The sequence below is a fragment of the Yaniella sp. genome (assembly GCF_030453185.1).
Taxonomy (GTDB): Bacteria; Actinomycetota; Actinomycetes; order Actinomycetales; family Micrococcaceae; genus Yaniella.
In genome coordinates this window covers 12,180-38,600 of sequence record NZ_JAKDKW010000015.1, presented here as the reverse complement: position 1 = coordinate 38,600, position 26,421 = coordinate 12,180, and the positions used below count along the sequence as shown (strand labels likewise).

At 55.7% G+C, this 26,421-nt stretch carries 25 protein-coding genes and 1 tRNA gene; 12 read left to right on the top strand and 14 right to left on the bottom strand.

From position 1 onward, the window contains the following. The 3 genes from L0H14_RS04000 to L0H14_RS03990 form a co-directional block, all read right to left on the bottom strand. The coding region (locus tag L0H14_RS04000) for a DEAD/DEAH box helicase (RefSeq protein ID WP_301421416.1) at positions 1 to 755 on the bottom strand (755 nt) is incomplete at its 3' end. A gap of 194 nt (positions 756 to 949) precedes the next feature. Then, a complete protein-coding gene (locus L0H14_RS03995) occupies positions 950 to 2,128 on the bottom strand; it encodes a cystathionine gamma-synthase (RefSeq protein WP_301416099.1) in 1,179 nt (392 codons plus the stop codon). A gap of 19 nt (positions 2,129 to 2,147) precedes the next feature. Continuing rightward, positions 2,148 to 3,671, bottom strand: coding sequence for a pyridoxal-phosphate dependent enzyme (locus L0H14_RS03990; RefSeq protein ID WP_301416101.1), 1,524 nt, complete (start codon positions 3,669 to 3,671; stop codon positions 2,148 to 2,150). A 57-nt stretch (positions 3,672 to 3,728) separates the two neighbouring features. Between L0H14_RS03990 and L0H14_RS03985 the strand changes: the two genes are divergently transcribed. After that, positions 3,729 to 4,712, top strand: a complete 984-nt coding sequence (locus L0H14_RS03985; protein WP_301416103.1) for a DNA-3-methyladenine glycosylase — start codon at positions 3,729 to 3,731, stop codon at positions 4,710 to 4,712. Here the strand turns inward: L0H14_RS03985 and trxA are convergent. Next, complete coding sequence (gene trxA, locus L0H14_RS03980) at positions 4,709 to 5,092, bottom strand: thioredoxin (RefSeq protein ID WP_301416105.1); 384 nt, start codon at positions 5,090 to 5,092, stop codon at positions 4,709 to 4,711. The two genes, L0H14_RS03985 and trxA, sit on opposite strands and share 4 nt — an antisense overlap. Before the next feature lie 134 nt (positions 5,093 to 5,226). Between trxA and L0H14_RS03975 the strand changes: the two genes are divergently transcribed. From L0H14_RS03975 to L0H14_RS03960, 4 genes are read left to right on the top strand one after another with little or no spacing between them, the layout of a single operon-like run. Then, entirely contained in the window at positions 5,227 to 6,897 is a 1,671-nt protein-coding gene (locus L0H14_RS03975; protein ID WP_301421415.1) for an ABC transporter substrate-binding protein, read from the top strand. A gap of 3 nt (positions 6,898 to 6,900) precedes the next feature. Beyond that, the gene (locus L0H14_RS03970; protein WP_301416109.1) at positions 6,901 to 7,842 is read left to right on the top strand and encodes an ABC transporter permease; all 942 of its coding nucleotides are present in this window, start codon (positions 6,901 to 6,903) and stop codon (positions 7,840 to 7,842) included. Then, positions 7,839 to 8,630, top strand: coding sequence for an ABC transporter permease (locus tag L0H14_RS03965; RefSeq protein ID WP_301416111.1), 792 nt, complete (start codon positions 7,839 to 7,841; stop codon positions 8,628 to 8,630). Before L0H14_RS03970 ends, L0H14_RS03965 begins: the two co-directional genes overlap by 4 nt. Next, positions 8,627 to 10,258, top strand: coding sequence for an ABC transporter ATP-binding protein (locus tag L0H14_RS03960; RefSeq protein ID WP_301416114.1), 1,632 nt, complete (start codon positions 8,627 to 8,629; stop codon positions 10,256 to 10,258). The genes L0H14_RS03965 and L0H14_RS03960 overlap by 4 nt, the downstream gene beginning before the upstream one ends. 113 nt (positions 10,259 to 10,371) lie before the next feature. On the opposite strand, the gene L0H14_RS03955 is transcribed toward L0H14_RS03960, so the two are convergent. The 4 genes from L0H14_RS03955 to L0H14_RS03940 all read right to left on the bottom strand — a co-directional run bounded on the left by L0H14_RS03955 (position 10,372) and on the right by L0H14_RS03940 (position 15,207). Beyond that, the gene (locus tag L0H14_RS03955) at positions 10,372 to 11,613 is read right to left on the bottom strand and encodes an aminopeptidase P family protein (protein WP_301416116.1); all 1,242 of its coding nucleotides are present in this window, start codon (positions 11,611 to 11,613) and stop codon (positions 10,372 to 10,374) included. A 280-nt stretch (positions 11,614 to 11,893) separates the two neighbouring features. Beyond that, positions 11,894 to 13,669 (bottom strand): BCCT family transporter, encoded by a 1,776-nt coding sequence (locus L0H14_RS03950; RefSeq protein ID WP_301421414.1) that lies wholly within the window; start codon positions 13,667 to 13,669, stop codon positions 11,894 to 11,896. Between the two features lie 2 nt (positions 13,670 to 13,671). Further along, on the bottom strand, positions 13,672 to 14,466 hold the full coding sequence (locus tag L0H14_RS03945) for a creatininase (protein ID WP_301416120.1): 795 nt from the start codon (positions 14,464 to 14,466) through the stop codon (positions 13,672 to 13,674). Positions 14,467 to 14,838: 372 nt separating this feature from the next. Next, positions 14,839 to 15,207, bottom strand: coding sequence for a DUF488 domain-containing protein (locus L0H14_RS03940; protein ID WP_301421413.1), 369 nt, complete (start codon positions 15,205 to 15,207; stop codon positions 14,839 to 14,841). 256 nt (positions 15,208 to 15,463) lie between these two features. On the opposite strand from L0H14_RS03940, the gene L0H14_RS03935 reads away from it, so the two are divergent. Both L0H14_RS03935 and fmdA read left to right on the top strand, forming a co-directional pair. Then, a complete protein-coding gene (locus tag L0H14_RS03935; protein ID WP_301421412.1) occupies positions 15,464 to 15,757 on the top strand; it encodes a zinc ribbon domain-containing protein in 294 nt (97 codons plus the stop codon). Positions 15,758 to 15,774: 17 nt separating this feature from the next. After that, the gene (gene fmdA, locus L0H14_RS03930) at positions 15,775 to 17,037 is read left to right on the top strand and encodes a formamidase (protein ID WP_301416126.1); all 1,263 of its coding nucleotides are present in this window, start codon (positions 15,775 to 15,777) and stop codon (positions 17,035 to 17,037) included. On the opposite strand, the gene L0H14_RS03925 is transcribed toward fmdA, so the two are convergent. Together L0H14_RS03925 and L0H14_RS03920 are read right to left on the bottom strand one after the other, a co-directional pair. After that, positions 17,034 to 18,584 (bottom strand): glycine cleavage T C-terminal barrel domain-containing protein, encoded by a 1,551-nt coding sequence (locus L0H14_RS03925; RefSeq protein WP_301421411.1) that lies wholly within the window; start codon positions 18,582 to 18,584, stop codon positions 17,034 to 17,036. The genes fmdA and L0H14_RS03925 overlap by 4 nt on opposite strands. Further along, positions 18,520 to 19,539 carry an FAD-binding oxidoreductase gene (locus L0H14_RS03920; RefSeq protein WP_301416130.1) on the bottom strand — a complete coding sequence of 340 codons (1,020 nt, stop codon included), beginning with the start codon at positions 19,537 to 19,539 and terminating at the stop codon, positions 18,520 to 18,522. The genes L0H14_RS03925 and L0H14_RS03920 overlap by 65 nt, the downstream gene beginning before the upstream one ends. Positions 19,540 to 19,675: 136 nt before the next feature. Here L0H14_RS03920 and L0H14_RS03915 point away from each other — a divergent pair, with 136 nt between their 5' ends. Continuing rightward, positions 19,676 to 20,422 (top strand): IclR family transcriptional regulator, encoded by a 747-nt coding sequence (locus L0H14_RS03915; protein WP_301421410.1) that lies wholly within the window; start codon positions 19,676 to 19,678, stop codon positions 20,420 to 20,422. 68 nt (positions 20,423 to 20,490) lie between these two features. Here the strand turns inward: L0H14_RS03915 and L0H14_RS03910 are convergent. Further along, a tRNA-Tyr gene (locus L0H14_RS03910) sits at positions 20,491 to 20,575 on the bottom strand. Positions 20,576 to 20,761: 186 nt separating this feature from the next. Here L0H14_RS03910 and L0H14_RS03905 point away from each other — a divergent pair. Next, entirely contained in the window at positions 20,762 to 21,250 is a 489-nt protein-coding gene (locus tag L0H14_RS03905; RefSeq protein WP_301416132.1) for a YajQ family cyclic di-GMP-binding protein, read from the top strand. A gap of 18 nt (positions 21,251 to 21,268) precedes the next feature. Continuing rightward, positions 21,269 to 21,736 carry a hypothetical protein gene (locus tag L0H14_RS03900; protein ID WP_301416133.1) on the top strand — a complete coding sequence of 156 codons (468 nt, stop codon included), beginning with the start codon at positions 21,269 to 21,271 and terminating at the stop codon, positions 21,734 to 21,736. On the opposite strand, the gene L0H14_RS03895 is transcribed toward L0H14_RS03900, so the two are convergent. Together L0H14_RS03895 and L0H14_RS03890 are read right to left on the bottom strand one after the other, a co-directional pair. Then, positions 21,733 to 22,602 carry a M48 family metalloprotease gene (locus L0H14_RS03895; protein ID WP_301421409.1) on the bottom strand — a complete coding sequence of 290 codons (870 nt, stop codon included), beginning with the start codon at positions 22,600 to 22,602 and terminating at the stop codon, positions 21,733 to 21,735. The two genes, L0H14_RS03900 and L0H14_RS03895, sit on opposite strands and share 4 nt — an antisense overlap. A gap of 15 nt (positions 22,603 to 22,617) precedes the next feature. Next, positions 22,618 to 24,027, bottom strand: a complete 1,410-nt coding sequence (locus L0H14_RS03890; protein WP_301416137.1) for an FAD-dependent oxidoreductase — start codon at positions 24,025 to 24,027, stop codon at positions 22,618 to 22,620. A 155-nt stretch (positions 24,028 to 24,182) separates the two neighbouring features. Between L0H14_RS03890 and L0H14_RS03885 the strand changes: the two genes are divergently transcribed. Both L0H14_RS03885 and L0H14_RS03880 read left to right on the top strand, forming a co-directional pair. Then, positions 24,183 to 24,680 (top strand): hypothetical protein, encoded by a 498-nt coding sequence (locus L0H14_RS03885; RefSeq protein WP_301416139.1) that lies wholly within the window; start codon positions 24,183 to 24,185, stop codon positions 24,678 to 24,680. Then, on the top strand, positions 24,673 to 25,206 hold the full coding sequence (locus L0H14_RS03880; protein WP_301416141.1) for an HIT family protein: 534 nt from the start codon (positions 24,673 to 24,675) through the stop codon (positions 25,204 to 25,206). The genes L0H14_RS03885 and L0H14_RS03880 overlap by 8 nt, the downstream gene beginning before the upstream one ends. Here L0H14_RS03880 and L0H14_RS03875 read toward each other — a convergent pair. Then, positions 25,203 to 26,249, bottom strand: a complete 1,047-nt coding sequence (locus L0H14_RS03875) for a polyprenyl synthetase family protein (RefSeq protein ID WP_301416143.1) — start codon at positions 26,247 to 26,249, stop codon at positions 25,203 to 25,205. The two genes, L0H14_RS03880 and L0H14_RS03875, sit on opposite strands and share 4 nt — an antisense overlap. Positions 26,250 to 26,421: the final 172 nt, after the last annotated feature.

The window sequence follows — 26,421 nt, the reverse complement described above, 5'->3', positions numbered from 1 at the left end:
ATCATGCCGTCGGTCTCTTCGGTTTCCAACAGGCGAGTCATGGCTTCAAGTTTCCATGGCTGTGCAACCTGTAGGTAGCGCTGGCGGATATTCTGGGCAGGTTTAGACTGTCCTTCCACGCGCACCTCGACCGGGTCCTTGAGGTAAGCACCGGTGATGCGTTGGATAGCTTTTGGCATGGTCGCCGAGAACAGTGCGGTTTGTTTGTTCTCTGGGGCTGAAGACAAGATGCGGTCTACATCTTCAGCAAAGCCCATGCGCAGCATTTCGTCGGCTTCGTCCAAGACCAAGTATTTCAGGTCGCTCAGGTCAAGTGAACCGCGTTCCAGGTGGTCAATGACACGGCCTGGTGTTCCAACGACAATGGCAGCGCCACGACGCAGGCCGGCGAGCTGTGGGCCATAGGATGATCCACCGTAGACTGGTACGACGGATACCGAAGGCACGTTTGCTGCATAAGAGCTAAATGCTTCGGCCACTTGCAGGGCAAGCTCACGGGTAGGTGCAAGTACAAGCACCTGTGGTGACTTGTATTTCTCGTCAGCGTCGGCCAATTTCGAAAGTACTGGCAGCGCAAAGGCCGCGGTTTTGCCGGTACCGGTTTGGGCCAGGCCTACAACATCGCGGCCTTCGAGCAGCAGCGGAATGGTACGGGCCTGAATCGGTGATGGTGTTTCATAGCCGAGGGTTTCAATTGCTTTATTAACAGGCTCTGCAAGATTGAGTGAAGCAAAAGAGATTTCGGTTTCGGGCAGCGAAGATTTATCGGTCAAAAAGACTTCCTAAGGTTTCGTAAGGTGTTTGAAGGATCCGGGTGTATTCCTTGCAATTCACGCTACGCACACTCAACAGTCCCAATGACTGGAGTAGAAGTTAAAGGAAGAAGCCGGATCTGGCTGAACACTTCTAGTCTAGGCCAAATCCGGCTAATCGTATAATCGGTGTGAGCTTAGAGGCTCTTTAACGCCTGGTCGAGGTCTCCGATCAGGTCTTCGGCGTCTTCGATGCCCACGGAGAGTCGAATCAGGTTTTCTGGTACTGCCAATTCGGTGTCGGCCACTGATGCGTGGGTCATGGCGGTCGGGTAGTTCAGCAGCGATTCAACGCCGCCAAGTGACTCTGCGAGTCGGAATACATGGGTTGACTCGGCGACTTTGCGAGTCGCGTCAACTCCTGCTTTGAACTGCACAGAGACCATTCCGCCAAAGCCGGACATCTGCTTTTTGGCAATCTCATGACCTGGGTGGTTTTCCAGACCCGGGTAGTGAACTGCTTCTACACCGGGGTGTTCAGACAGCCATTCGGCAATTGCTGTGGCGTTTGACACGTGACGGTCCATGCGTACACCCAGTGTCTTCAAACCACGGGTCACCAGGTAGGAATCCAGCGGAGAATTCGAGGCCCCCGCTGCAAATTGCTGGAAGTTGACGGCCTGGGCCAGTTCTTCGTTCTCGGTTACGACCGCACCGCCGATGGTGTCGGAGTGACCGCCCATGTACTTGGTCGTGGAGTGGACGACGACATCTGCACCCAACTGCAAAGGCAGCTGCAGGTACGGGGTCGCGAACGTGTTGTCGACAACCAGCAGCGCATCGAACTCGCGTGCCAATTCGGCCAGGGCAGCGATGTCGGCGACGTGCATCATCGGGTTGGTTGGTGTTTCGACCCACAGCATGCGGGCTTTGCCTGCGGACAGAGCTTCGCGTACCTGGTCCAGGTTGGACATGTCCACGACCTGGTGCTCTAACTTCCAGGGACGCAGGACCTTGTCCAAGAGCCGGTAGGTTCCGCCATACACGTCATTGCCGACGATCACTCGGTCGCCGGGTTCGCAAGCTGCCATCAGCAATGCGGTTTCTGCGGCCAGACCCGATGAGAACGTGTAGGCAAAGCCGGTTTCGGCATTGCCTGTCTCTAAGGCTGCGATCTGGTTTTGCAATGCATCACGGGTTGGGTTGGTGCCGCGTCCGTAGTCGTATCCTTTACGCAGCTTGCCAATGGCTTCTGGCGCGTAGGTCGAAGACAGGTGAATGGGTGGCACCACAGCCCCGTATACGGGGTCGAGGTCTTGACCTGCATGGATGGCGCGAGTGTTGAATCCTGAGTTGTGTTTATCAATGAAAGTCATGGAAGTCTCCTGGACTGCTTTAGTTTTCGATCAGGTGCATCAAAAGGTCGTGGGCCGAAACGATCCCGGCAATATTTCCGTCACGGGTCACCAGTGCTGCCGGTGCATCTTCCAGAACGGTTTTCACATCGGCCACCGCGGTCCGTACTCCTACCATCGGCAGTGCGGCCAATTGGAGGTCAGACAACAATGTATCGGCGGTGATTTCACCGGCTGCCAACTGCTGCATCAGATCGGCTACGGTGACGGCGCCGCGAACTTCGCCAATACGGTATTGCTCTTGGACTCCCCCAACAACCGGCACTGCATCAATGCCATAGCGATTCATCGTGGAGATCGCATCTTTAACCGGTGCATCGAGGAGCGCAACGACGACTTCGGGGAGTGCGCCTGGCAGCCAGGCGGATTTATTGTCCATGAGCTCGCCGATCGGACCCGCCAGACCGGCAACATCGGCGGATGCTGTCTCAGTTTGCACCGCATCCGGGTCGGTACCGTCTAGGTAGGCGGTACCGATGCGCTGTGGCGCAACGGGGGCCGGGGCATTGATATCAAAACCGTGGGTCTGCATCCAGGTTTCGGAGAAGATCTTGCCCAGGTAGCCGCGGCCGGAATCGGGCAGGATGACCACCATGAGGTCGTCTTCGGTCAGATTTTCAGCTTCTTTTAGAGCACCGGCAATAGCCATACCGGAAGAGCCACCGGCAAGAATGCCTTCTTCGGCTGCCAGCCGGCGGGCGTAGTGAAATGCTTCGGCATCCGGAACGGCATGGATCGAGTCTGGCACTTCTGGGTCATAGTTCCCAGGCCACATGTCTTCTCCAACACCTTCAACAAAGTATGGTCGGCCTTTGCCTCCGGAGTACACGGAACCCGAAGGATCCGCCACCACGACTTTTACAGGGCCTGATGCACGGTCAGCCGATACTTCATGGAGGTAGCGGCCGGTACCAGTCATCGTGCCACCGGTGCCTGCGCCGATCACCACGTGGGTGAGTTGGCCTGCGGTGTCTTCCCAGATCTCTGGGCCCGTGGATTCATAGTGCGATTCTGGTGCCGCAGAGTTGAAGAACTGGTTTGGCTGGTAGGCACCTTCGATGGCTTCTTCCAGCTGGTTGGTGATGCCGTAGTAGGAGTTCGGTGAATCCGGGGCCACAGAACTTTCAGAAACCACGACGTCGGCGCCGTACGCTTTGAGCACATCACGTTTTTCTTGGGCGACTTTGTCCGGGGTGATGAACACCGAACGATAGCCCTTCTGCTGTGCGACCATGGCCAGACCAACACCGGTGTTACCTGAGGTCGGTTCGACGACGGTGCCGCCTGTGGTCAATTTGCCTTCAGCTTCGGCTCGCTCGATCATCTTTAATGCAATACGGTCTTTGATGGATCCGCCCGGGTTCATGAATTCACACTTCACCAGAATGGTAGGTTTCACTTCAGCTCCAATGGAGTTGAGTTTCACCAACGGGGTATTCCCGATCAAATCCAGGATCGTGTCTGCGTACTTGGGCGTGACTGACGTAGGCTGTTTTTCGCTCATACGGTCCACGCTACCCTCTGTAGCAATTTCGAGGTGTCCAGGAGGTTATAAATCGCCATGAAGTTCACACAGCAACCAGATTATTCTGGCGTGCTGCTCCCTTCTGTCCCCGTGGACGTCGCTGCCAATGCTGCACCGTTGGTTCGTGGTGCGGGGGACCCGACGGCAGCTACGGGCGATGGTGTCACGTGGTTGTCATTTCAGCCGCTCACCACCGGACCGGTCACAGTGGCAATTGCACATCCTGCGTCAAAGGTGTCACCGGCTGAGATTCGTTACCATATCTGGGCGAATGCCGATGTTGCGGCTCTAGAAACCGTGATCGACCGGATGCCAGTGTTGCTGGGCATTGATGAATCCGCCTTGGCTGGTTGGGCAGAATTTGATGAGCTCCTGGATGCCACCGCGCATCTGTTGCCGTCGTCTGTAATTTCCGCCAGACGAGAGCATCCCGGCATGCGGTTGATGTCGACCGGGCAGCTGGTCGATGAGCTGTGCACGGTGGTGCTGGAACAAAAAGTCACTCAGCGGCAGGCAAGAGCATCCTGGCGGTGGTTAGCCGATACCTTTGGCGAACCCTCCCCCGCTGGCGAACCGGCACCCAAGATTGCCCCACGCCCGGAAACCGTCATGCATATCCAGTCGTGGCAGTGGCATGCCGGGTGGGTGCAACCATTTTTGGCGCGGACGTTGAAAACCGTGGCATCACGAGCCACAGCACTGCACCGGCTAGCGAATAAGCCGCTCGACGACATCCACGCGGGGCTGATGTCGCTACCGGGCATTGGCCCGTGGACGATCGCAGAAACACTGCAGCGGACCCACGGGGCCGCTGATCTGGTGTCGGTGGGTGATTTCCACCTGGCCCACCACATCGGCGAAGCCCTGACCGGCAAACGTACCGACGACGCCGGAATGCTCGAGCTCCTCGAGCCCTGGCGTGGTCATCGTCAGCGTCTCGTCAGGCTCATCTATGCCTCGGGGATCCGCTTTTCGCGTTTCGGACCGCGGTTAGCGGCTACCGATTTTCGAGATCGTTAGTTGGGATTCTGTTCAGTCTGTTCGCGGGCTTCTTCAACCTGCTTGTGGACGTCTTCCATATCCAAGCCGCGAACCTGCTCGATCAACTGATCCAGCTGCTGAGCATTAATTGCACCCGGCTGGGAGAAAACGAGAACGTTTTCACGGAACGCCATCAGAGTGGGAATGGAAGAAATACCGGCTGCAGCAGCCAATTGTTGCTGCTCTTCGGTATCGATTTTGCCAAAAACAATGTCATCGTGCTGCTGGGAGACCTCATCATAAACCGGTGCAAACATTTTGCAGGGTCCGCACCAGTCGGCCCACCAGTCAACGAGAACAATGTCGTTGCTTTCAATAGTCTCTTGGAAAGTTTCTTGAGTCAGATCTGTTGTTGCCATCTCATCAGCCTAATGTCGGGCCCAGAATCTGCATAGTAGTTTGCCCCCAATGACCCGGGTGTGACGGCGGACAGCTGAATTTTCGCAGGTACCGAAATAAGTCCGGATGTGACAGCGTATTGCCGGACAGGAACATGCATCGTCGTAGAGTTATCGCTATGCCAAAACTCTCATCGCATCTGAAGATCCTGGCCACCGCCGTTCTCGGTGGCCTCGCGCTCGCTGGCTGTGGCAATTCTGACTCAGCCGACGGCGAAACAACCGGGGAACCACAGTCCGGCGGCACACTCACCTACGCATCCGGCGACGCCGAACCGGATTGCCTTGACCCCCACTACGGCGGTAACTACCCACAGGGTTTGATCGCTACGCAGTACCTGGAAACCTTATTCACGAAGGACGAGGACGGCCAAACCATCCCGTGGTTGGCCGAAACCTCCGAAGTTTCAGACGACGGCCTGACGCACACGATCAGTGTCACAGACGGCATTACATTCCACGATGACACTCCGCTCACCTCCGAAGCGATCAAAGCCAACATCGAGCACCTGCAAGACCCAGAGACCGCGTCGTCGACCGGCTTCCTTGCGGTGGAAAAAGTTGAAGAAGTCGAAATTGTTGATGAGTTGACCGCTGATCTACACCTGTCCGCACCGGATAACGCGCTGGAAGAATCACTGTCCATGCACTGGACTGCCATCCAGTCCCCCGAAGCGTTAGCCCGTGATGTCCAGGAAAACTGTGCCGACCCAGTCGGTACCGGCCCATTCATGTTCGACTCCTGGGAACGCGAACAGCAGGTCAACCTGGTGCGCAATGACGACTACGTACTTCCAGTGGAATCTGACCGCGAGACTGATCAGGCATACCTCGATGGCATCACCTGGCGAATGATTCCAGAAGCCGCCACCCGGTATGCGGCACTGCAGTCCGGTGAAGTCGACGTCATCGACAATGCTCAACCAGACACGATCCAGTCCGCCGAAGACGCCAACATTGGCCATCTGGATTCGCCGCGTCCCGGCGCAGCAAACCGGCTCGAGCTGAATTCTTCCCAGGCACCATTCGACGACGTCCTGGTTCGCGAAGCCTTCATGCGATCCGTCGACGTCGACGGCGGTATTGAGGCGCTGTACTTCGATACCGCCCCGCGATCACATTCATTGCTGTCCTCGGTTGAACCACTGGGATACTCCGATGAGTCCTTGTTCACCCAAGATGTTGAGCAAGCCAACGAACTGCTGGACGATGCCGGCTGGACCGAACGCGATGACGACGATGTGCGGATGAAGGATGGCGAACGCCTCGAGATCGTCATGCCGGTTTCAACCAACCAGTCGGTACCAGCAGAGCAGTCGCTGTTCGAACAGTTCCAATCCCAGTCTGCCGAAGTCGGCTTTGATATGCAGATCAACCTGTTGGATCTATCCAGCTGGTACGCGGCACTGGGCGAACACAACTACGATCTGGTCTCTGCTCCGTACACTAAAGTCGGGCCGTCGGTACTGCGAATTCTGTACCACTCAGACTCCATCGAACCGGCCCCTTCCGGCTACTTCGCCAATAACGCCCAGGTAAATATCCCGGAATTGGACGAGACACTGGTTCAGGCCGAAGAGACCACGGATGACGACGAGCGCGCAGAACTCTACGAGCAGGCGCAGCGAACCGTGCTCGAAGACCACTACGTGTTGCCGCTCTATGATCAGCAAAACCACTTCCTGTACTCCGCAGATGTCCAAAACATGGGCGATACTTCCGCCATTGCGGCACCGGAGTACTACAACGTATGGCTTGATCAGTAACCCATGCGAGTAGTGAGTTGGTTGGCCCGCCGGGTCGGTGCCGCAGCGATTCTGCTGTGGATCGTGGCCACCGTGATTTTCATCGCCATCCGGATGATTCCGGGGGATCCAGCAGAAGCCATTATGGGAGGACCCGGCTCCCAGGCTTCAGCCGAGGCATTGGAAGCGGCACGCGAGCAGTATCACCTCAACGAACCACTCCTGGTGCAATATGCACTGTATCTGGGGCAGTTGATCACCGGTGATTTAGGTACCTCCTACGCTCAGCAACGCCCGGTTGCCCAGATCATGGCCGAGATGTTGCCGGCGACCCTGCAGCTCACGTTGATCTCACTGGTGATCGCCTGGCTCATTGCCTTCCTCATGGCGGCTGTGGCCGCTCGGTCGAATCGTATCGGCCAAGCCATGGGAACCGTGATCGAAGTGGTCGCCGCGGCAGTACCCCATTTCTGGTTGGGTGCCATGCTCATTATTATTTTCTCCACGTGGCTGGGCTGGTTGCCCTCCGTGGATACCGGCACAGTGCAGGGGATTATTCTGCCGGCTCTCACCCTGGCTATCCCACTGTCAGGATTCCTCGCGCAACTGATGCGTGACAGTTTGGTCACCGCCATGAGCTCGCCCTTCGCTCTTGCAGCACGGGCCCGCGGAGCATCCGAAGGCCAAGTGTTTTTTCGTCACGGCTTCCGCCATGCCGCACTGCCGGCGCTGAATCTCACCGGTTGGGCGGTGGCAACCTCTATCTCCGGGGCCGTCGTCGTCGAAGAAGTCTTCGCCAGACCGGGGCTGGGACGCTCGCTGTTGGGCGCAGTGCTCTCCCGGGACATGCCAATGGTCACAGGTATCGCATTGTTTTCGGCGTTGATTTATATGGTCGTCATGTTGATTGTTGAGGCCATTGAAGCCATCATCAATCCTGCTGCTGCTCGAGGTGATGATGCATGAGCCGCACCGCCAAAATCCTCGCCACACTCTTCGTCGGTCTTGTCGTTACCGCCGCCTTGTTTCCCTCGCTGCTGGCGCCCGGAGACCCTCTGGCGGTCAAACCTTCCGAAGCTTTCCAGGCGCCGTCACTCCAGTACCCCTTTGGCACGGATGAATCCGGCCGCAATGTCTACACTCGCGTAGTGCACGGCACCGCCGATTCGTTGACCATCGGGCTCGCCGCAACGGCTTTGGGCATGGGTATTGCGATCCTGTTGGGTGTGATCACCGCATTTGGTCCACGATGGATCGATTCGGTGATACTCCGACTCCTCGAAGTTCTTTACGCTATTCCAGCGTTGCTCATGGCGTTGCTGATTATCGCGTTCACCGGCCCCGGTACCACCCCGGCCATCATCGCGGTTGGGCTTTCCACCGCACCGGGCTACTCGCGACTGATCCGAACCCATCTGAGGACCCTAGTGAATTCCGAAATGTTCGATGCAGCCACCGTGCTGGGCCACTCACGGTGGCATAAAGTCCGCAACCACCTCATCCCCAATACCCTGTCCACGCTGCTGGCGCTGATCACGCTGGGTATTGGGCAAGCGGTCATTTGGGCATCGGCGCTATCGTTCTTGGGATTGGGCACTCCCCCGCCCGCACCAGAATGGGGCGCCATGTTGGCCAACGGGCGCACCTACCTACACTTCGCCTGGTGGCTCACGGTTTTCCCGGGTGCAGCCATCGTCACTATCGCCGCAGGAGCAACCCTGCTGGGCCGAACCGCGACCCGGAGTCGTACATGAATACACCCGCCGTTGAAATAGAAAACCTTTCGGTGACTTTCCCCGGTCCCAATAAAACCCGTATCGAAGCGGTCAAAAATGTGTCGCTAACGCTCACCCCTGGAAAAGCCTTGGGCATCGTAGGGGAATCTGGCTCAGGAAAATCTGTCACCGCACGCAGCTTATTGGGCCTCACCTCAGGGAACGTGACCGCCGACACCCTCAATATTTTGGGCACAGATGCGACACGACTAACCGAAAAGCAATGGCGTGAAATCCGGGGCAACAAAGTGGCAATGATTCTGCAAGATGCCCTGAACAGTTTAGATCCGCTACGTCCGATTCACCGCGAAATTGCTGACGCTTTGCCAGGCTCACGCAAGCAACGAAAACAGGCCGCCGTCGAGGCCCTGTACTCCGTGGAAATGCCCGAACCAGCGCTGCGAGCAGAGCAGCGAAGCCCGCAACTATCCGGCGGGATGCGCCAGCGCGCGTTGATTGCACAGGCCATGATCGGCAGTCCTTCGGTAGTGGTTGCCGACGAAGCCACCACCGCGCTAGATACGCGACTTACGCGCATGGTGCTCGACCAACTTGCCCAGCTAAAAGACCAGGGTATTGCTTTGGCGATGATCTCGCATGACCTTGCACAGATCGCACAGGTCGCCGATGACATCATTGTGATGCGCCATGGAGAAATCGTAGAATCCGGCCCGACCGAACAGTTGCTGTCGAACCCGCAGCACGATTACACCAAACAGTTGCTTGCCGCGATCCCTAGCGGCGTTGCACGCTTCGCCCCGCTCAGTCAGGTTGCAACCACGGAAGCTGGAACCTTCGAGAATTTCAGACACCCTGCCGATATGCGAAAGCTGACTGATACGTTGGCTATTGCTGTTCACGGGCTGTCGAAAACATTCGGCGACCACGCGGCAGTTTCCGACGTGTCATTCTCTGTGCCGCAGGGCTCAACACTGGGACTGGTTGGCGAATCTGGCTCTGGGAAAACCACGACCGCAAGGATGATCCTTGGGCTTGAACGTCCCGATACGGGAAGCGTCAGCATTTTTGGCCAGCACTTCGCTCCGGCCAAGGAATCCGACCGACGCGATCTACGTGATCAGCTCGGCGCAATTTACCAAGACCCACTCGCTTCATTTGATCCGCGCTATACAACGTCGCAAATACTCATCAATGCGCTGTCTGGCGGGACAACGTCTCGCTCGCGGCATTATCACAAGCGCGCCCTTGAATTGCTCGATCTGGTCGAGCTCGACAGCAGTCTGTTGTCTCGGAGTCCGAGAGAACTTTCCGGCGGACAACGCCAGCGCCTGGCCATCGCTCGCGCTCTGGCACCAAAACCAGACATCTTAGTCTTGGACGAGCCTGTCTCCGCCCTTGATGTATCCGTACAAGCGACCGTGTTGGATTTACTCGACCGGCTGCAGCTTGAGACCGGCACCAGCTACCTGTTCATCACCCACGATCTTGCGGTGGTTGAACATATGTCAGACCAGATTGCTGTAATGACGCACGGAAACCTAGTGGAAACAGGTACCGCCCAGCAGATTATCCACGAGCCGTCCCACCCCTACACACAGCAATTGATAGCCGCTGCGCCGGACTGGGGCCCGAGAAGCCGCCGATAGCGACGTCCCCTAGATACGACCAAACCCCGACCAGTCCATTCCGATCGGGGTTTCGTCGTCCCACCATTTGTGAGTTCAGTCAGGCAGAATCCATGCCCAACCACCGTCAATGGTTAGGCATCGATGATGTTGTGTCCTGGACCGTATGGGAATTTCGTGATGTTCTCGACGCTGTCCTCACCAATGACCAGAATGTCGTGTTCTCGGTAGCCACCGGCGCCTGGTTCGCCGTCTAGGACGGTGACCATTGGTTCCATGGAGACCACCATGCCCGGCTCGAGGACGGTGTCGATGTCTTCGCGCAGTTCCAGGCCGGCTTCGCGACCGTAGTAATGCGATAGGACGCCAAATGAGTGACCATAACCAAAAGTACGGTTTGGCAGCAATCCGTGGCCGATGAAAATCTCGTTGAGTTCGTGTGCGATGTCCTTGCAGACTGCGCCTGGTTTGATCAGTTCGATGCCAGCTTCGTGAACTTCAACATTGGCGTTCCAGATCTCCAAGGTTCGCGCATCTGGCTCACCGAGGGTCATGGTGCGCTCCAGTGCGGTGTAGTAACCGGAGGTCATCGGGAAACAGTTCATGGACAACAGATCGCCACGCTGCAGTTTACGGGTGGTGGCCCAGTTGTGTGCGCCGTCGGTGTTAATGCCCGACTGGAACCATACCCAGGTGTCACGGACTTCCTGATCGGGGAAGGTCTTGGCAATCTCATGGACCATGGCTTCCTGGCCGATGAGTGCCACTTCGTATTCGGTGATGCCTTCACGAATAGCGGCGTGGATGGCTTCGCCACCGATGTCACCGATACGGGCACCGAGTTTGATGACTTCGATTTCTTCTTGGGACTTGATCATGCGTTGACGCATGGCTGCCTGAGAAACGTCAACGAGTTCCGCATCGGAGAAGGTGTCTGCGAGTGCTTTGCGCTGCATGGTAGTCACGGTGTCGTCTTCAACACCGATGCGTTTGGCTCTGATGCCCTGGCGGTTCAGTGCTTCCTGGAGACCGTAGTAGAAGTTGTCGCGGCGCCAATCGGTGTAGACGATATTGTCGCCGTAGCTGGTGCGCCATGGCATACCGGCGTCAATATTGGCGGTTACGGAAACTGACTCTTTCTGAGTCACAACCAGCGCGTACTGACGTCCGAAGTACGTGAACAGGAAATCCGAGTAGTACTTGATGCCCTGGTAGCTTGTGAGAATGACTGCGTCGAGGCCTTTTTCGGACATGATCGAGCGCAGACCGTTGAGGCGACGTTCGAATTCAGCGCCAGAGAAGGTCAGTGGCTGCTTGGTGCCGTTATGAAGGGTCTTGAGACGCTCGAGTTCGCTGATGTTTGTGACGTTAGCCATGGGGCTCTCCTTTGAGATTTCTGTCAGCACGAGGACGCGGGCTGACTTGAAGTGGGATTTTCGTACGCAGGAGGTTGCAACGACCTAGTTGCGATCTTTGCAACACTGTTGCATTCAGAATAGATGTGAGGAAGTTCACTGTCAAGGCCAAATGCGACGAATCTTGGACGGTCTTTTCGGAACTGCTTCAGGCCTTGTCAGGTCGAATAAGCCGGCACAGCCAATAGCTAAGCTGCGCCCGCTTGCCGCTACGCGACACTAGGCCTATCGAGCATTTATGTCACTGAGTGTCATCGACCCCGGGCGGGCGCGACGCCACAGTGGTTGCTTCGGCAGGAGGCTCAGTAAAGCCTTCTCCATCAGAGTTGGGGACCAGCACCCTGTTTGGGTCAGGGTCATTGACAGCGCGCTCCATGCGACGAATCTCTTTATTGCGCTTCTTCAGCCGTCGCACGAAGTTCGCAATCATCAACAAAATGACAAACGAGAACGGGAAGGCACCGATAATCGTGCCCGTTTGCACCGTATCAACCACGGCTTCACCACCAATAGCCAACAGTACGGTGGCAACAGTGCCAATACTCAAGACGAGAAGCACCCGGAAGAACGGACTAGATTTCCGAGGCGCGGTGACGAACTCCCCCAGTGCGTAGGTTCCTGAGTCCAACGACGTGATGTAGTAAGTGGCCACCAAAATCGTTGCCACAATCAGCAAGATGGTACCAACAATGGGCACCTGATCCAGCATGGCAAATAAGCCGCTTGAGGTATCGTCGGCAACCTGTCCACTGATCGATCGATCAGTCTGGTCGTCATAATACACTGCGGCAGCACCAAGAATGCCGACCCAGACCATCACGATCAGTGACGGAACTACGGTCACTCCGATAACGAAATCGCGAATAGTGCGCCCACGAGAAATGCGAGCCACGAAACCTGCGACGAACGGCGAGAAGGCAATAACCCAACACCAAATGAAGACCGTCCACCAACCATTCCAGCTGTCCTGCCAGGTGTCCAGCGATGACGCAGTGATCTGGAAGTCGGTGAAGAAACTCATAGAGATGAAGTTTTGCGCGAAACTTCCGAAGGTTTGCGTCAGGGTAGAGATCAGGTACAGCGTAGGACCAAAAACAAAGACTGCAACGACAAGCACGATACTCAAGACGGAATTCAGGCCAGACAGTCGAGCCATACCCTTATTGATTCCAATAAAAGCAGAAACACCGGTGACGGCCGCGAATGCACCGATCACGATCATCCACATAACCGGCCCAGATTCAATACCCGTAAACGAGGTCACTCCAGAACCAAATTGCATAGCCGCGAACCCGAACGATGTTGCCAACCCGAGTACGGTAGCCATAATAGCCAGGAGTTCTACCAGCACACCCGCGGGACGTTGCACCTTCTTCGGCAGAATATCAACCGTTGCCTCACGGAACGTCAGCGTCTTACCCAGGTTGTGGTGGGAATACGCCAAACACAACGCAACCACGCAGTACATGGCCCACGCGGTTAGCCCCCAGTGGAAGTAGGTCCACACGATGGCGCCTTCTTCACCACCGCCGGCGGACATTGCTGGAATAACCGGATTGTCGTCGCGCAGCATGATCGGTTCTGCCACGGACCAGAAGATCAAGCCAATGCCCTGACCGCAGGCGAAGAGCATCGAGTACCAGGCAAACCGGCCGTGGAGTGGCTTGGCCTTGGGACCGCCAAGACGTACCTTGCCGAATTTACTAAAGGCCGCCCAAATACAGACCGCCAACGCAATTAACGAGTAAAGCACAAAAAGCCAGGTGAATTCACCGGTGACAAATGTTCGCAGTACCCCGATGGTGTCGGCTGCACCTTCAGAATCCGCGATCACCCAGATGACTGCGGCCACAATCAGCACCGGTGGAATGATGGTGATGAGCAATCGGTCAAGCGGCGGGATCTGTCGCCCCATAAACCGCGGCACTTCTACTGGGGCTTTTTGCTCACTGTCTACGGGCTGCTGCCCGGCGTATTGTGTCTCCGACCCTGTCGAGACATTCCCTGTCTTATCCATAGCTACCGTGCCCCCTCTGCTGTTGCTGGCAGCTCTAATTCTGTTGCGAGCGCTTCAGACACAGCACCGTGCACAGCGTCCAGGAGCAATCGACCCTTTTCTGCGCTGGCATCTACTGCTGAGGACAGACATCCGCTCACCGGGGTGCGCGCAGGATCCTCGGGAAAAATATCATAAGAGGTGAGATCTGCCGGCGGATGATCAATCACGCGGTCCATCTCGACCTTTTCGGGGTGCAAGTGCAGCATCAATGAAGTTTCCAAGACGCCCCCGTGCTCGATATCCCAACCCAAGAACCCATCCGGGAAGACTTTCTGGAGCGTATCCTCATCCACAAAATCCCAGTAGGACATCAACACGCCGCGGCTGGCCAGTCCCGTATCACGCGCTTGTGTGACTGCCTGGTCAAGACCCTCGTAAATAAATTGATAGTTTTCGAAGTGCCCGTTGAGTACAACGACATTCTTAAACCCCTGGCGTAGGAATGAACCGGCAACATCTTCGACCAGGCTCATCAGGGTGGTAGCACTCAAGCTCGTAGTGCCCACCCGGTGGTCGCCACCACCGGAACGCGGCTGTGATTTATACCCATATGAAAAAACCGGCGCCACGAGAGCACCAAGCTGCTGCGCGACGGCTGCGGCAATGTCAGTCGACAACATAGCATCAACACCCAGTGGCATGTGCGGCCCGTGCTGTTCGGTCGCGCCGGCGGGGATGATGACGGTGGATGTTGGCTGATTCAGATACTCGGCGTATGTTTCCGCATCGAGGTCTTCGAGAAAGACTGAAGACATGTGTGCTCCTTGACTCCCCTATAGGAAGGGTGAATGCTTCCAGGCATAGCCCAGTGACAGGATGGTTGGAAATTCCACATGTTGCCTTGAGTGCAACAGCGTTGCAGCAAATATAACGAGTGACAGCAGTCACAGTCAAGTCGCGCCGGAGCGGGGTGCGAAGATAGATCTTTACCACTGCGAACGCAGGCAAATTTGCCGCCAGAAGGCGGTACTATTTTTTGCGGTTTGTCACGCGTGGACCTTCGTCACCGAAGTGAACCGTGGCGCCACAGCGCCAACACGTCACAGATATCGCCCCGGGCTCGGGCGCATCGAGCATCGCGGCACAGTCGGGACATAATTGGTCGAGCCAACAGGCTGGATCACCCATCAGCTGTGCCGCCTCAGATAGTCTTGCAAAACACGAGCGTGGTTGACGGTCTCGTCTTTGGCTGCGTAGAGCAATGTGACCCGAGCATGATTGTGTACGAGATCAATCAGCTCATCGACCTGTTCGACATGGTCCTCAGCGGAGAGCTCTTCCTCGTATCGGTCTGCAAACTCCTGGAAACGCTCCGCATCATGGTCCCACCATGTACGCAGATCCGCGCTTGGCGCCACCTCTTTAAACCAATAATCTAGCTCGGCGCGCTCTTTACTGACACCCCGCGGCCACATTCGGTCCACGAGGACCCTTTTACCGTCAGAGTCATCGACGTCGTCGTAGATCCTTTTGACCACAATCTTCGGGTTGCTCATAGCTGCAGACTACGCCTGCAACATGATGACTTGTCAACGGTTTGCTCGCGTATTCGATGTTTGAACGGTTTGTTCACAAGAGTTTTTCACCGCCTCTGCACAGCTTGCGCGACGTTTCTACGAGTCAACCGTGACCTCATGGCCCAAAGCCTTCCGAAACCCCGTCTCCCCAAGTCAATACCTCTTGAGATCCAGCTCACTTCATGTTTGACTCAATGACATCAGATGCATGTCTTCATCGAGAGGACCATGATTCATGCCGCTCTACGATTTCAGGTGTCCCGAAGGCGACGTCTTCGAAGCCTTCTTTACGATGCAAGAAAAACCCGACACCGTTTCCTGCCCACAGTGCGGCAAGGATGCCGCCAGTCTCATGCCAGCCGTTGGGCCGTCCCAAGGCAAATCTGCCCAGATGCGATTCCTTGACGCCACCAAAGCGACAGCCGATCAGCCCGAGGTGGTGAACTCTCTTTCCGGCACGCGCACTGCAAAACGCCAACCCACTGCGATCACGACGAATCCACTGCACCAAAAATTGCCCAAACCCTAGAAGTAGGAGTACTCATCATGCTCGGCAATATTTTCCCTTTAGATTCCTCCAAACCATTCACTGCTCAAGAAAAGACTGGCCATAACCGATACCATCCAGAAATCCCGCCGGTAGAAACGGTCCGCCCGGGTGATAGCTTCCGAGTTGATTCACGAGAATGGTTCGACGGTGCCATTAAAAACGACGACTCCGCCGATGACATCCTCAATGCACCCATGAAGAAGGTGCACGGCCTCTCCGGCCCGTTCCGCATCGAGGGCGCCCAGCCCGGCGATCTACTGATTGTAGATATTTTAGATGTCGGACCAATCCCACAGGAACAAGGCCCGCTGGCCGGTCAGGGCTGGGGTTACACCGGTATCTTCGCTCGTTCCAACGGTGGTAGCTTCCTAGTCGATCAATTCCCTGATGCATATAAAGCCGTCTGGGACTTCCAGGGTCCCTGGGCGACTTCGCGGCATATCCCCGGAGTACGCTTCGAGGGACTCACTCACCCGGGCATTATGGCCACAGCACCCAGCCCTGAAATGTTAGCCAAGTGGAATAAGCGTGAAGGCGACCTGATCGCTACGAACCCAGATCGAGTGCCACCGCTCGCGCTCCCGCCCGAGCCCGAAGAAGCTGTACTCGGCAACCTGCCTCAAAGCGAGTGGGCTCGTGTCGGTGCAGAGGCAGCACGAACTGCTCCCCCACGGGAAAACGGTGGGAACCAGGACATTAAGAACCTGACGAAGGGCACCAGGGCCTTCTACCCGGTGTTCGTTGACGGGGCAAACTTCTCGATCGGAGACCTGCACTTCTCCCAGGGCGACGGCGAGATTACCTTCTGCGGTGGCATCGAGATGGGTGGCTTCATGGATATCCACGTCGACCTGATCAAGGGCGGCATGGAAACCTACGGGGTAGCTGAAAACGCGATCTTCATGCCCGGCAGACAAGATCCACAGTTCAGTGAATGGATCTCGTTCTCTGGCACATCGGTAACCCTCGATGGGGAACAGCGTTACCTGGATTCCCATTTGTCCTACCAGCGCGCCATCCTGCACGCGATCGAGTACCTATCAAAATTTGGATACTCCAAGGAACAGGCCTACCTCCTGTTGGGTGCCGCTCCCATTGAAGGACGGCTCTCCTCGGTGGTTGACATTCCAAACGCGTGCTCCACCGTGTACATCCCGACCGCCATTTTCGATTTTGATGTACGACCATCCAAGAGCGGTCCTCACCAAATCGATCCAGGCATAGGCGCACCAAAAGCGAAAGACCCGGTGTATGGCTAACGACGCATCTTGCTGCCGCTCGGATCATACAGCGGATCGCTAGCCACGACGGCCGGCACCGAACGATTGAAATGTTTGATGACGACTTCGGTGTCGGCCCGCGAATGCTCCGGATCGAGCCATGCAAAGGTAATGGTCTTGCCCACCGTGTAGCCAAAGTCGGACGAGGCAGTGTAACCCACTAGCTGACCATCAGCGCCCAGCACCGGGGCACCGGGGTTGGGCGCTCCAAATAGGAAGTCAGACGTCAATGTCACCATCTGACGATCGGTTGTCGGTGGCTCGGACAGCCCCTCATAACCCAGATAATCAGTTTTGACTTTCGAGACCGCGAATCCAAGGCCCGCTTGTTGTGGACGGTGCTCCCGAGTCATGTCTGCACCATAGGACCGGAACCCTTTTTCTAGGCGTAGCGCGTTGAAGGCCAGTCGCCCACCAATCACTATGCCGTATTGATTTCCAGCTGTATGGAGCTCTTCCCAGAGCCGGGCACCGTGATCCGCGGTTGTGTAGAGCTCCCAGCCAAGTTCTCCCACATAGGAGACTCGCAGTGCCAACGCCGGCACCGCTGCGATGTAGAGCTGTTTGGCTTTGAAATAACCGAATCCTTCGTGACTGATGTCGTCGTCGGTCAACTGGCTGAGCACATCGCGAGCATGCGGACCCCAAAGCCCAATGCAGCACGTTCCTGGGGAGATATCCGTAATGGAAACCTGCTCCCCGTCGCGCACATGATTGTTCAGATGGATGAGGTCGCGATGGCTATTGGCTCCGATGAGAAATTCGTCGTCGGACACTCTCGTGACCGTAACGTCCGAGAGAATACCGCCTGCTGCATCCAGCATGAGCGTGAACGTCACCGAGCCTGGCTTCTTGGACACCTTATTGGTCGTGAGTCGCTCCAGCAGGGCCGATGCATCTGGTCCAGCCACCCAGTAGCGGGTCAGCGACGTCATGTCATACATAGCCACACGATTTCGAGTAGCCCACGCCTCCCCAACCGCGATGGGCGAAAACTCCGAAGTATCCCACGCCGGAATTTTCGGAAACGTCAGCTCGGCTTCCTCTAGGACCCGCCGATTTTCTTCTAACCACAGTGGGCGTTCCCACCCGTTGGCTTCAACGAAATGTGCGCCCGCGAGTTGTTGGTGGAAGTGAAACGGTGACGTCCGAATACCACGGAGTTTCGCCGAAGCAGCACGTGGATGGCGAATGTCATAGACCTCGTCATAGGCCTCCAGCCCCTTTTGCCTGCCGAATTCAGGCGACAGGAGCCGGGTGTCAAAGCGCGCTAAGTCCAGGTCGGCCGTATCGATACCGGGATGCCCAGTGGTGATCCAATCTGCGGTAACTTGAGCGACACCGGCCGAAGCCGTAACCCACACTGCTTGGGCTATCCAGACCCCGGCCACCGTGTTGGATGGTCCAAGCAGCGGGCCCCCGTCGGGGGTGAAGGAGAAAATGCCGTTGAACGAGCGGGCTTCATCCAAGCCAGCTGCCCGAACCTGGGGGAAAGACCCGTTGGATTTCTTGCCAAGTGGGTTCATAATCTTCCCAGGTCAGTTCGTGCACCGATGGCTGCACACCGCTAGCATGCGCTTCGGCCGCGGACCCCAACTGGTCCTGACGAACCTCTAACGGCTTGTGCTCGTAGGCCCCGATTGCCAAACTTTTGCCTTGCTGCCGGAAATACACCCCGGCCCCCTGGTGTCGAATCATCGGAAAGTTACAGGATTCATCATTGGCAGCGTCACGAAACTCTTCCAGGGGGTGCGAGAACCCAAAGCCATGTTCAATAGGCTGCATTGGCATATTCTTCCCCAGCCACTTGCCAATAGTTGGCCCCCAAATCCCGCCTGCTGCGACAATAATATCGGCAGCAATGGTTCGTTGATGGTCACCGGTGAGTGCATCCACAACTTGTACACCCGTTACCGCCCCATCTTCGACCACAAGATCAACAACCTGAGTGTGACCATGGAAGACGGCGCCATGTTCGATGGCACGCTCGGCCTGCGCCGTAACAGCCCGTACTGAATGCACTACAGCATCAGTGGGAGTGTGCAGTGCGCCAATCAGATCTGCGACATCGACTCCTGGCCACAGTTGACGCACACCATCGGCCGAAATCAGCTCGGACGCAACGCCCCAAGCTTGGGCGAACCCGTGACGTCGCTTCAATTCGCGCATTTGATCATCGGTGTACGCGAGCTCAATACCGCCAACTCGCTTTAACAGCCAGTTATCCTCCCCGCCGGGGTCAAGTTCGTCCAATTTATTCAGCGTACGCTGGGCCAGTTCCGACATCGCTTTAGAGGGGTTGATCTGAAACACGAATCCTGGAGCATGAGAGGACGAACCACCCGTCTCATACAGGGGCCCCTGATCAACTACGGTGACATCTCTCGCGCCACGCTGGGTGAGCTCATCCGCTATTGCTGCCCCAACGACGCCCGATCCGATAATAAGAATTTTTGATGATGAAGTATATGCGTGTGCCATGGCCAAAACCCTCCAAGGGTTGCGTATGTTGCAACTAGTGCGTAAGCTGCAACTGTGACTGTTGCCACAAACCCTATCCCCGAAGGGCTTCGCATCACAAGACCATGCGGAGAATTTCTAGGAAAGCGTCTCAACAGTGAGTGGAAACCAGTCAGTGGACCGCGCGTTGAGCATTTTATGGATCCTCAATGGCGCACAACGAGCCACGGTAACCGAGATCGCAAGAGAACTTGATGTGCACAAGTCAACTGCCTCACGATTGTTGATCGCACTCGAACGACAAGCGTTGGTGGCCCGTCGTCCAGCTGACCTTGCTTATGAACTAGGTCAAGGGGTCCTGCAGCTGGCAGGTTCGGTCAATTCGCAAAACGACCTCACAAAGTCCGCGCAAATACTTGTCGAAACAGTGGCACAGCACTTCAAACTCACGGCCAATGTGGCCATACGTGATGAAATCTACGCGGTGAACATCGCGCAGTCCGCGCCGACGGAACGTTTTTTCACGCCCCGCCAATACGTTGGTCGTCGCACTCCTGGTCATGCCACCAGTAGCGGGAAAGTCCTCCTAGCAGCGGCGGATGACCAGGTACGTGCTCAGCTGCAGACCACTTCATTGGAGCGGTTTACGCAGTGGACCATTACCGACCAACAACAGCTTCTCGACGAGCTCGATGCCGTAAAACGTCAAGGATGGGCTACCTCGAATAACGAGTGGGACGCTGACATGACAGCGGTGGCCGTCCCTCTCCGGGGACTTTCTGGCCAGGTGCTTGCCGCGGTGACCATCACGGGGTTTACACACGACTTACCGACTGAAGCGTTCGCAGAGCGGGCCGCAGAGCTCACAACGGTGGTCCAGCGTTATGGTCGTCTACTTGAGTGATAGATAACAGCACCCGACTTCTGCAACAGTAAAACCTCGGTTTTCACCGAGGTTTTACTGTATTGAATTGGTGGCAGATACAGGATTCGAACCTGTGAAGGCAATGCCAGCTGATTTACAGTCAGCCCCCGTTGGCCGCTTGGGTAATCTGCCAAAGTGTGCGGCTTGCGTGCACGAGTGACTACATTACCAGCCATTATTTGTTTTAGCTAATCGCCTGGGCACCCGTGTTTCGTACCTCAAAAAATTCTCTGAGTCGGGTTTCTTATCGTATGGCCCACAATGGATCCAAGCTAAACTTTGGGAAGAACCAAATGTTGAGCTATAGAAGGAGCCTGAATGGCGAAGGAATCGACTTTTGACATTGTGTCCGAAGTGGACAAACAGGAAGTGGCCAATGCTGTAAACCAGGCTGCCAAAGAGATTCAGCAGCGTTACGACTTCAAGGGCACCGGCGCCACGATAGAGCACAACGACAATAGCCTCACCATGATGGCCAATGCGGAAGCACGAGTCAACGCTACTCTGGACGTGCTGCAATCCAAGTTGGTGCGCCGTGGTATTTCATTGAAAGCATTAGATGCTGAGGAACCAGTCGCGCAGGGCAAACAGTTCAGAATCAATGCCACGATCAAAGAAGGCCTCGACCAAACAACAGCCAAGAAGATCTCCAAGATCATTCGTGACGATGGCCCAAAATCGGTCAAGGCCACTATTCAAGGTGACCAGCTCCGCGTATCGTCGAAGTCACGTGACGATTTGCAGACCGTCATCACGCTGCTGCGTGACTTCGAGGATGCGCCACTACAGTTCATCAACTTCAAATAACGTCGGAGGAACACATACATGCTGTACCTGATTACGTTCGACCATGCAGTTTTTACCAGCCCACTGTCCGTCGGAGAATTACTCGTTAAGCAAGAAGACGGCGAAGCAGGCGATCAACTCAGCTTTGCACGGATGCAGGATCCAATTCATCCTGACAATGTCCTGCAGCCAGCACTGCGCAACGGATTTAAGCACCCAGAAGGTCTCATGGTCGATGCCAGTCTCGTCGATATCATGTCTCAACCGCACCTTCTGGAACAGTCGTCCGCTTCACAGCTCAACCTGGAATCACAGTTAGAAGAGCTAGAGACCGGCACGGTGCCTGTTCAAGATGCAAGCTTCGGACGCGAGCAAGACCAATTAGCCCGTGATGCGCGCTTGGACCACGGCGAGGCATTGAACTGGGCGAACACGGCTCGGCGTGATCTCCTTGAGCGTCCCATCAACAACGAACTACAAAAGCACTGGGACGCTAAGGGAAATTAAGGCTGCTGTCCCATATCTCGGGCTATCTGGTTCAGTCGATCCACCCGGTCTTCAACAGCCGGGTGGGTTGAGAACCAGTTTTTGATTTTGCCCGCAAATGGGTTGGCAATCATCATGTGCGACGCTGCTTTAACCCGGTGATCATCCGATGACATAGGATGACGCTGCACACCACCGGAAATTTTTTGCAATGCTGAAGCCAGCGCGAGTGGGTCACCGGTAAGACGTGCACCATCATGGTCAGCAGAGGTTTCCCGATCCCGAGAAATACCTGCTTGCACGAGTCCTGCAGCCAGCGGGGCAAGGATTGCCCCCAGAATACTAAACAACACGTTGCTGTTATTCCGGCTGAACATCAGCATATATGCAGCACCTTGAATCACCGTACCGATCGCGGCGGCGACCGACGAGGTAAGAATATCTCGGTTATATACGTGCATCAGCTCGTGGCCGGTCACGGCCCGCAACTCTCTAGGGTCCAGCAGATGCATGATGCCCTCGGTAAAGCAGATCGCAGCGTTTTGTGGATTACGCCCGGTAGCAAACGCATTGGGCTGCTGGGTTGGGGAAATATAAATCCGTGGAGCCGGCTCCCCTGCACGCTGCGCCAGATCGTGGACCATATCGTAAAGGCCCTTGAACTGCTGCGGATCCGCAGCATACGCCTGCATGCTGCGCAATGCGATTTTATCTGAATTCCAGTACATCACGGCAGTCGAGATTAACCCGATACCGGTGAAGAGAATGATCCAGATAGCGCTGCCACTGGAGGCTGAGATCACGCCACCGATCGCAACGAGAATGCCCAACATGAGGGCAAATAGGAACCATGTCTTTGTACGGTTTCGCATCACGCGTTGCTGCATGCTGGTGTAATCCCTCTAACTATGTGCTGCTTGTCGTGCTTTCGCTCGGGAGATTCGAATCTGCTCGTCACGGTCCACAACTTTCACGCGTTCGCGTTCAACTGGACCGGACTGGGTTTCTAGTTCCCCGAGACTCATCTCGTAGTTATCGAGCTCCTGCCAACCGTTCCAGTCTGAGTATTCCACTCCACGCTGGTCCAACAGATCAAGGATGGCCTGCTCAGCTGGCTGCTCTGCGGTGTAGAGATGCTCGGCATCTTCAATAATGTGTCCGATAGTCTCCAGCGCGTCACCCTTGGTGTGACCAATCAGCCCCACCGGGCCGCGCTTGATCCAACCGGAGGTGTAGAGTCCTTGAACTGGTTTGCCGTCGGCACCCAGAACACGGCCTTCAGCATTTCTGATAGTGCCGCGTTCCTCGTCGAATTGGATATCCGGAACGGCTGACCCGAAGTAGCCAATGGCGCGGTACACCGCTTGCACCGGATACATCTTCATTTCCCCAGTGCCTTGAACATTTCCAGTGCCATCAAGTTCCATACGCTGCATACGAAGGCCAGCCACCTTGCCCTGGTCCGTCAGAATTTCCTCTGGGGCTTCCAAGAAATGCAGGTGAAGACGACGTGATGCGCCGGTACCTTCTGGGTTGTCATCTTGTTCTAATAGCCAGTTGGTCAACGTGTTGACCATATTGCGTACCTGGTTGACTTCTGCTGCGGCTTTCTCAGATGCTTCGTCGAATTCGAAATCGTCTTCATACAAAATGATGTCAACGTCTTCGGCAGATTTCAGTTCACGCAATTCCAACGGAGTGAACTTCACCTGAGCTGGGCCGCGACGTCCGAAAACATGAATATCCGTGGCTTGTGAAGCCTTCAACCCTGCGTAGACGTTATCTGGAATTTCTGTCTCAAGCATCTGGCTTGCGGGTTTTGCCAGAACACGGGCCACATCTAGTGCAACATTGCCGTTTCCAATGACCGCAATTTCACGTGCGGACAGGTCCCAATGACGGTCTACGTCTGGGTGTCCGTCATACCAGGAAACGAATTCTGATGCACCAAACGAGTTTTCAGCCTCAACGCCGGGAATGTTGAGCCGGGCATCTTTAATCGCACCGGTGGCAAAGACTACGACGTCATAGAAGGTGCGAAGTTCTTCGAGATGAATATCGGTCCCGTATTCCACGTTTCCGATGAAACGGATGTCACCGCGATCCATGACGCGGTGCAAAGCTGTAATAATGCCCTTGATTCGTGGGTGGTCGGGCGCCACGCCATATCGAATCAGACCAAAAGGTGCAGGATAACGATCGAACAGGTCAATCGAAACGTCGAAGTCGATGTCAGCTTTCTGCAATGAGTCAGCGGTATATACACCAGCCGGACCGGCACCGATGATTGCTACCCGTAGTGGACGATGCATAGTTTCGGACACTAATTTCCCTTTGTTCTTGAGTGCATAGAGTAATTGCTATGTTAATTACGTAAACACCGTATCGCCTAATCCTGGCAGTCTGCTATAAATTCAGCGGAAAGCAACAGTGAATCTGACCTCAAGGGGCGACTAGACTAGTACGTATGGCTCGACGCGATACACAAGTATTTTATCCCACATATCAAAGTTTCGTCCCGAAACTCCTGGACCGGCCGTGGACGGCACAAGACGGTATGGATCCCGACGAGCTGAACACGCAGGTGCTAGCGTCCGTTGCAGCCAAACAACTGGAAGAATTCGGCAACACCGCGACGGTGTCCACCATTGCCCCGATGGCACTACTAGAGTTCTACTTGGCCCTGGGGGTCTCCGAGATGATGGAGACGAACCACTTTTTCTTTGATCCTGACGAACTAGAAATCCGAGACACCATGGTCATGTTCGTTGAAGACGCAGATGAGACGATGGTCTGGGGCATCCCACTGGATCAGGTTTCGCTACCGGACCCAATGGTCTACCGGCGAAGCGTGGGTGCTGAAGCGCCAGACAATATTGGCGACTGGGAAGCCAGTGAAGCCACAGTCTCCGAGCTCATTGCTGATATCTTGACCTGGAACTACCCGGAGGAAGATCTTGACTGAACATATCGGCCACGGCCCGTCCCCTACTCCCCCACAAATCCAGTCGCACGCCCCCGAAGGATACGTGTGCCCGTTTTGTGGATTAGTTAATGGTGACGTCGCGGACCCGAATAATCGGTGCGCTCTGTCAGATCTGATCTATCAAGACGATGACCTGATCGTATTTAGTGCTGCCGATGGCTTCGGCCCCAATGCCGGACACGTCATGATTTGTCCTACCAAACACTATGAAGCACTCTACGATCTACCGGATCATGTGCTCATGCGCATTAGCTTGATGGTTCGTGAAGTTGCCTTTGCTATGAAACGCGCCTGGAATCCAGAAGGTATTTCCACACGCCAGCACAATGAACCCTCAGGCAACCAGCACGTGTGGCACTATCATCTGCACGTGTTCCCACGCTATGCCGGCGACATGCTTTATCGTCATTTGCGTCAGCCCATGGACGAGTCCTACAGGGCAGACATTGCACAGGACATCAGGGCCACGCTGAATCCAGCCTCGACATTCCTGCCGAAAGACTAGGCATCGCGCGAGACGACGTATTGCGCGAAGTGTTTCAGCGCCGTTTTCACCGGTGAATCCGCCAAGCCATCAAGGGCGGCAATCGCTTTGTCAGCCCACTGCCCGGTTAGCTCCCATGCTTCATCGATAACCCGGTGAGAAGCCACAGCCCTTACCGCCGCCTCGACCTGTTCATCGGTGTCCAAAGGTCCATCAACGAGACCAAGAATCTTTGTCGCCTCAGCATCGCCTTCGGCAGCTGACTGACGCAACATCAAAATTGGAAGCGTCGGCACGCGTTCTTTGAGGTCGGTCCCCTGGACCTTCCCTGTCGTGTCTGAAGTACTGGTGACATCAATGATGTCATCGGCCAGTTGAAACGCCATACCTACATTGCCGCCATAGGCTGCAGTAATCTCAATGAGCTCGTCCGACCCACCGGCCATGAGTGCGCCCAGCAGCGCACTTGTAGCCAACAGGGAGGCAGTTTTTCCATCAATCACGCGCAGGTAGTGTTCCAGTGGATCATCGTCTGCTTCTGGCCCGACCGTTTCCCAGAGCTGGCCAAGAACCAGTTTTTCAAAGGTCTTTGCATGTTCCTGGACCGCACGGGTCCCCAAAGCAGACATCACAGCTGAAGCTTTCGCGAAAATCAGATCGCCTGCCAGGATCGCGATTGAGTTCGACCACTGTTGGTGTGCAGCAGGCACACCGCGACGTTGATCTGCTTCGTCCATAACATCGTCATGGTAGAGCGTTGCCAAATGGGTCAGTTCCATGGCAACAGCAACGTCGCGAACATTGTCACTCGGTTCAGCTACCTGTCCGGTAGTGACATTTTCGTCGGCCAACATTGAAGCCAGCACGGCAACGATTGGACGCACACGCTTACCACCGGCGTCTAAGAGATGACGCGTCGTATCCTGAGCCAGACCGTCGGCATAGACCAGCGCTTCAGCTAAATCTTCTTCGATCTTAGCCAGGCTCGTCACGAGCGCTTCGAAAAGCTTGTCATGCTTCTGTAGCGCGTCAATACCCGGAGGCAGCGAAATAGAAATATCCACCCGTATAACCCTACACTAGCGGCCCTGATGGACCTCTGGAATAACAGACTCGACAACTTAAATTGTACGGTCACCAAACATACCTCCGGCCCTACCTGCGGCGCTGGGGATTACAGCAAAGCGCTGCAAATTTTCAGCTTTCCGAACACCACCACTTACCTATGCGGGTGTG

Coding starts and splice junctions, on each gene's coding strand:
- L0H14_RS03995 (WP_301416099.1), bottom strand. CDS start 2,128: ATGACTTTCATTGATAAACACAACTCAGGATTCAACACTCGCGCCATC.
- L0H14_RS03990 (WP_301416101.1), bottom strand. CDS start 3,671: ATGAGCGAAAAACAGCCTACGTCAGTCACGCCCAAGTACGCAGACACG.
- L0H14_RS03985 (WP_301416103.1), top strand. CDS start 3,729: ATGAAGTTCACACAGCAACCAGATTATTCTGGCGTGCTGCTCCCTTCT.
- trxA (WP_301416105.1), bottom strand. CDS start 5,092: ATGGCAACAACAGATCTGACTCAAGAAACTTTCCAAGAGACTATTGAA.
- L0H14_RS03975 (WP_301421415.1), top strand. CDS start 5,227: ATGCATCGTCGTAGAGTTATCGCTATGCCAAAACTCTCATCGCATCTG.
- L0H14_RS03970 (WP_301416109.1), top strand. CDS start 6,901: ATGCGAGTAGTGAGTTGGTTGGCCCGCCGGGTCGGTGCCGCAGCGATT.
- L0H14_RS03965 (WP_301416111.1), top strand. CDS start 7,839: ATGAGCCGCACCGCCAAAATCCTCGCCACACTCTTCGTCGGTCTTGTC.
- L0H14_RS03960 (WP_301416114.1), top strand. CDS start 8,627: ATGAATACACCCGCCGTTGAAATAGAAAACCTTTCGGTGACTTTCCCC.
- L0H14_RS03955 (WP_301416116.1), bottom strand. CDS start 11,613: ATGGCTAACGTCACAAACATCAGCGAACTCGAGCGTCTCAAGACCCTT.
- L0H14_RS03950 (WP_301421414.1), bottom strand. CDS start 13,669: ATGGATAAGACAGGGAATGTCTCGACAGGGTCGGAGACACAATACGCC.
- L0H14_RS03945 (WP_301416120.1), bottom strand. CDS start 14,466: ATGTCTTCAGTCTTTCTCGAAGACCTCGATGCGGAAACATACGCCGAG.
- L0H14_RS03940 (WP_301421413.1), bottom strand. CDS start 15,207: ATGAGCAACCCGAAGATTGTGGTCAAAAGGATCTACGACGACGTCGAT.
- L0H14_RS03935 (WP_301421412.1), top strand. CDS start 15,464: ATGCCGCTCTACGATTTCAGGTGTCCCGAAGGCGACGTCTTCGAAGCC.
- fmdA (WP_301416126.1), top strand. CDS start 15,775: ATGCTCGGCAATATTTTCCCTTTAGATTCCTCCAAACCATTCACTGCT.
- L0H14_RS03925 (WP_301421411.1), bottom strand. CDS start 18,584: ATGAACCCACTTGGCAAGAAATCCAACGGGTCTTTCCCCCAGGTTCGG.
- L0H14_RS03920 (WP_301416130.1), bottom strand. CDS start 19,539: ATGGCACACGCATATACTTCATCATCAAAAATTCTTATTATCGGATCG.
- L0H14_RS03905 (WP_301416132.1), top strand. CDS start 20,762: ATGGCGAAGGAATCGACTTTTGACATTGTGTCCGAAGTGGACAAACAG.
- L0H14_RS03900 (WP_301416133.1), top strand. CDS start 21,269: ATGCTGTACCTGATTACGTTCGACCATGCAGTTTTTACCAGCCCACTG.
- L0H14_RS03895 (WP_301421409.1), bottom strand. CDS start 22,602: ATGCAGCAACGCGTGATGCGAAACCGTACAAAGACATGGTTCCTATTT.
- L0H14_RS03890 (WP_301416137.1), bottom strand. CDS start 24,027: ATGCATCGTCCACTACGGGTAGCAATCATCGGTGCCGGTCCGGCTGGT.
- L0H14_RS03885 (WP_301416139.1), top strand. CDS start 24,183: ATGGCTCGACGCGATACACAAGTATTTTATCCCACATATCAAAGTTTC.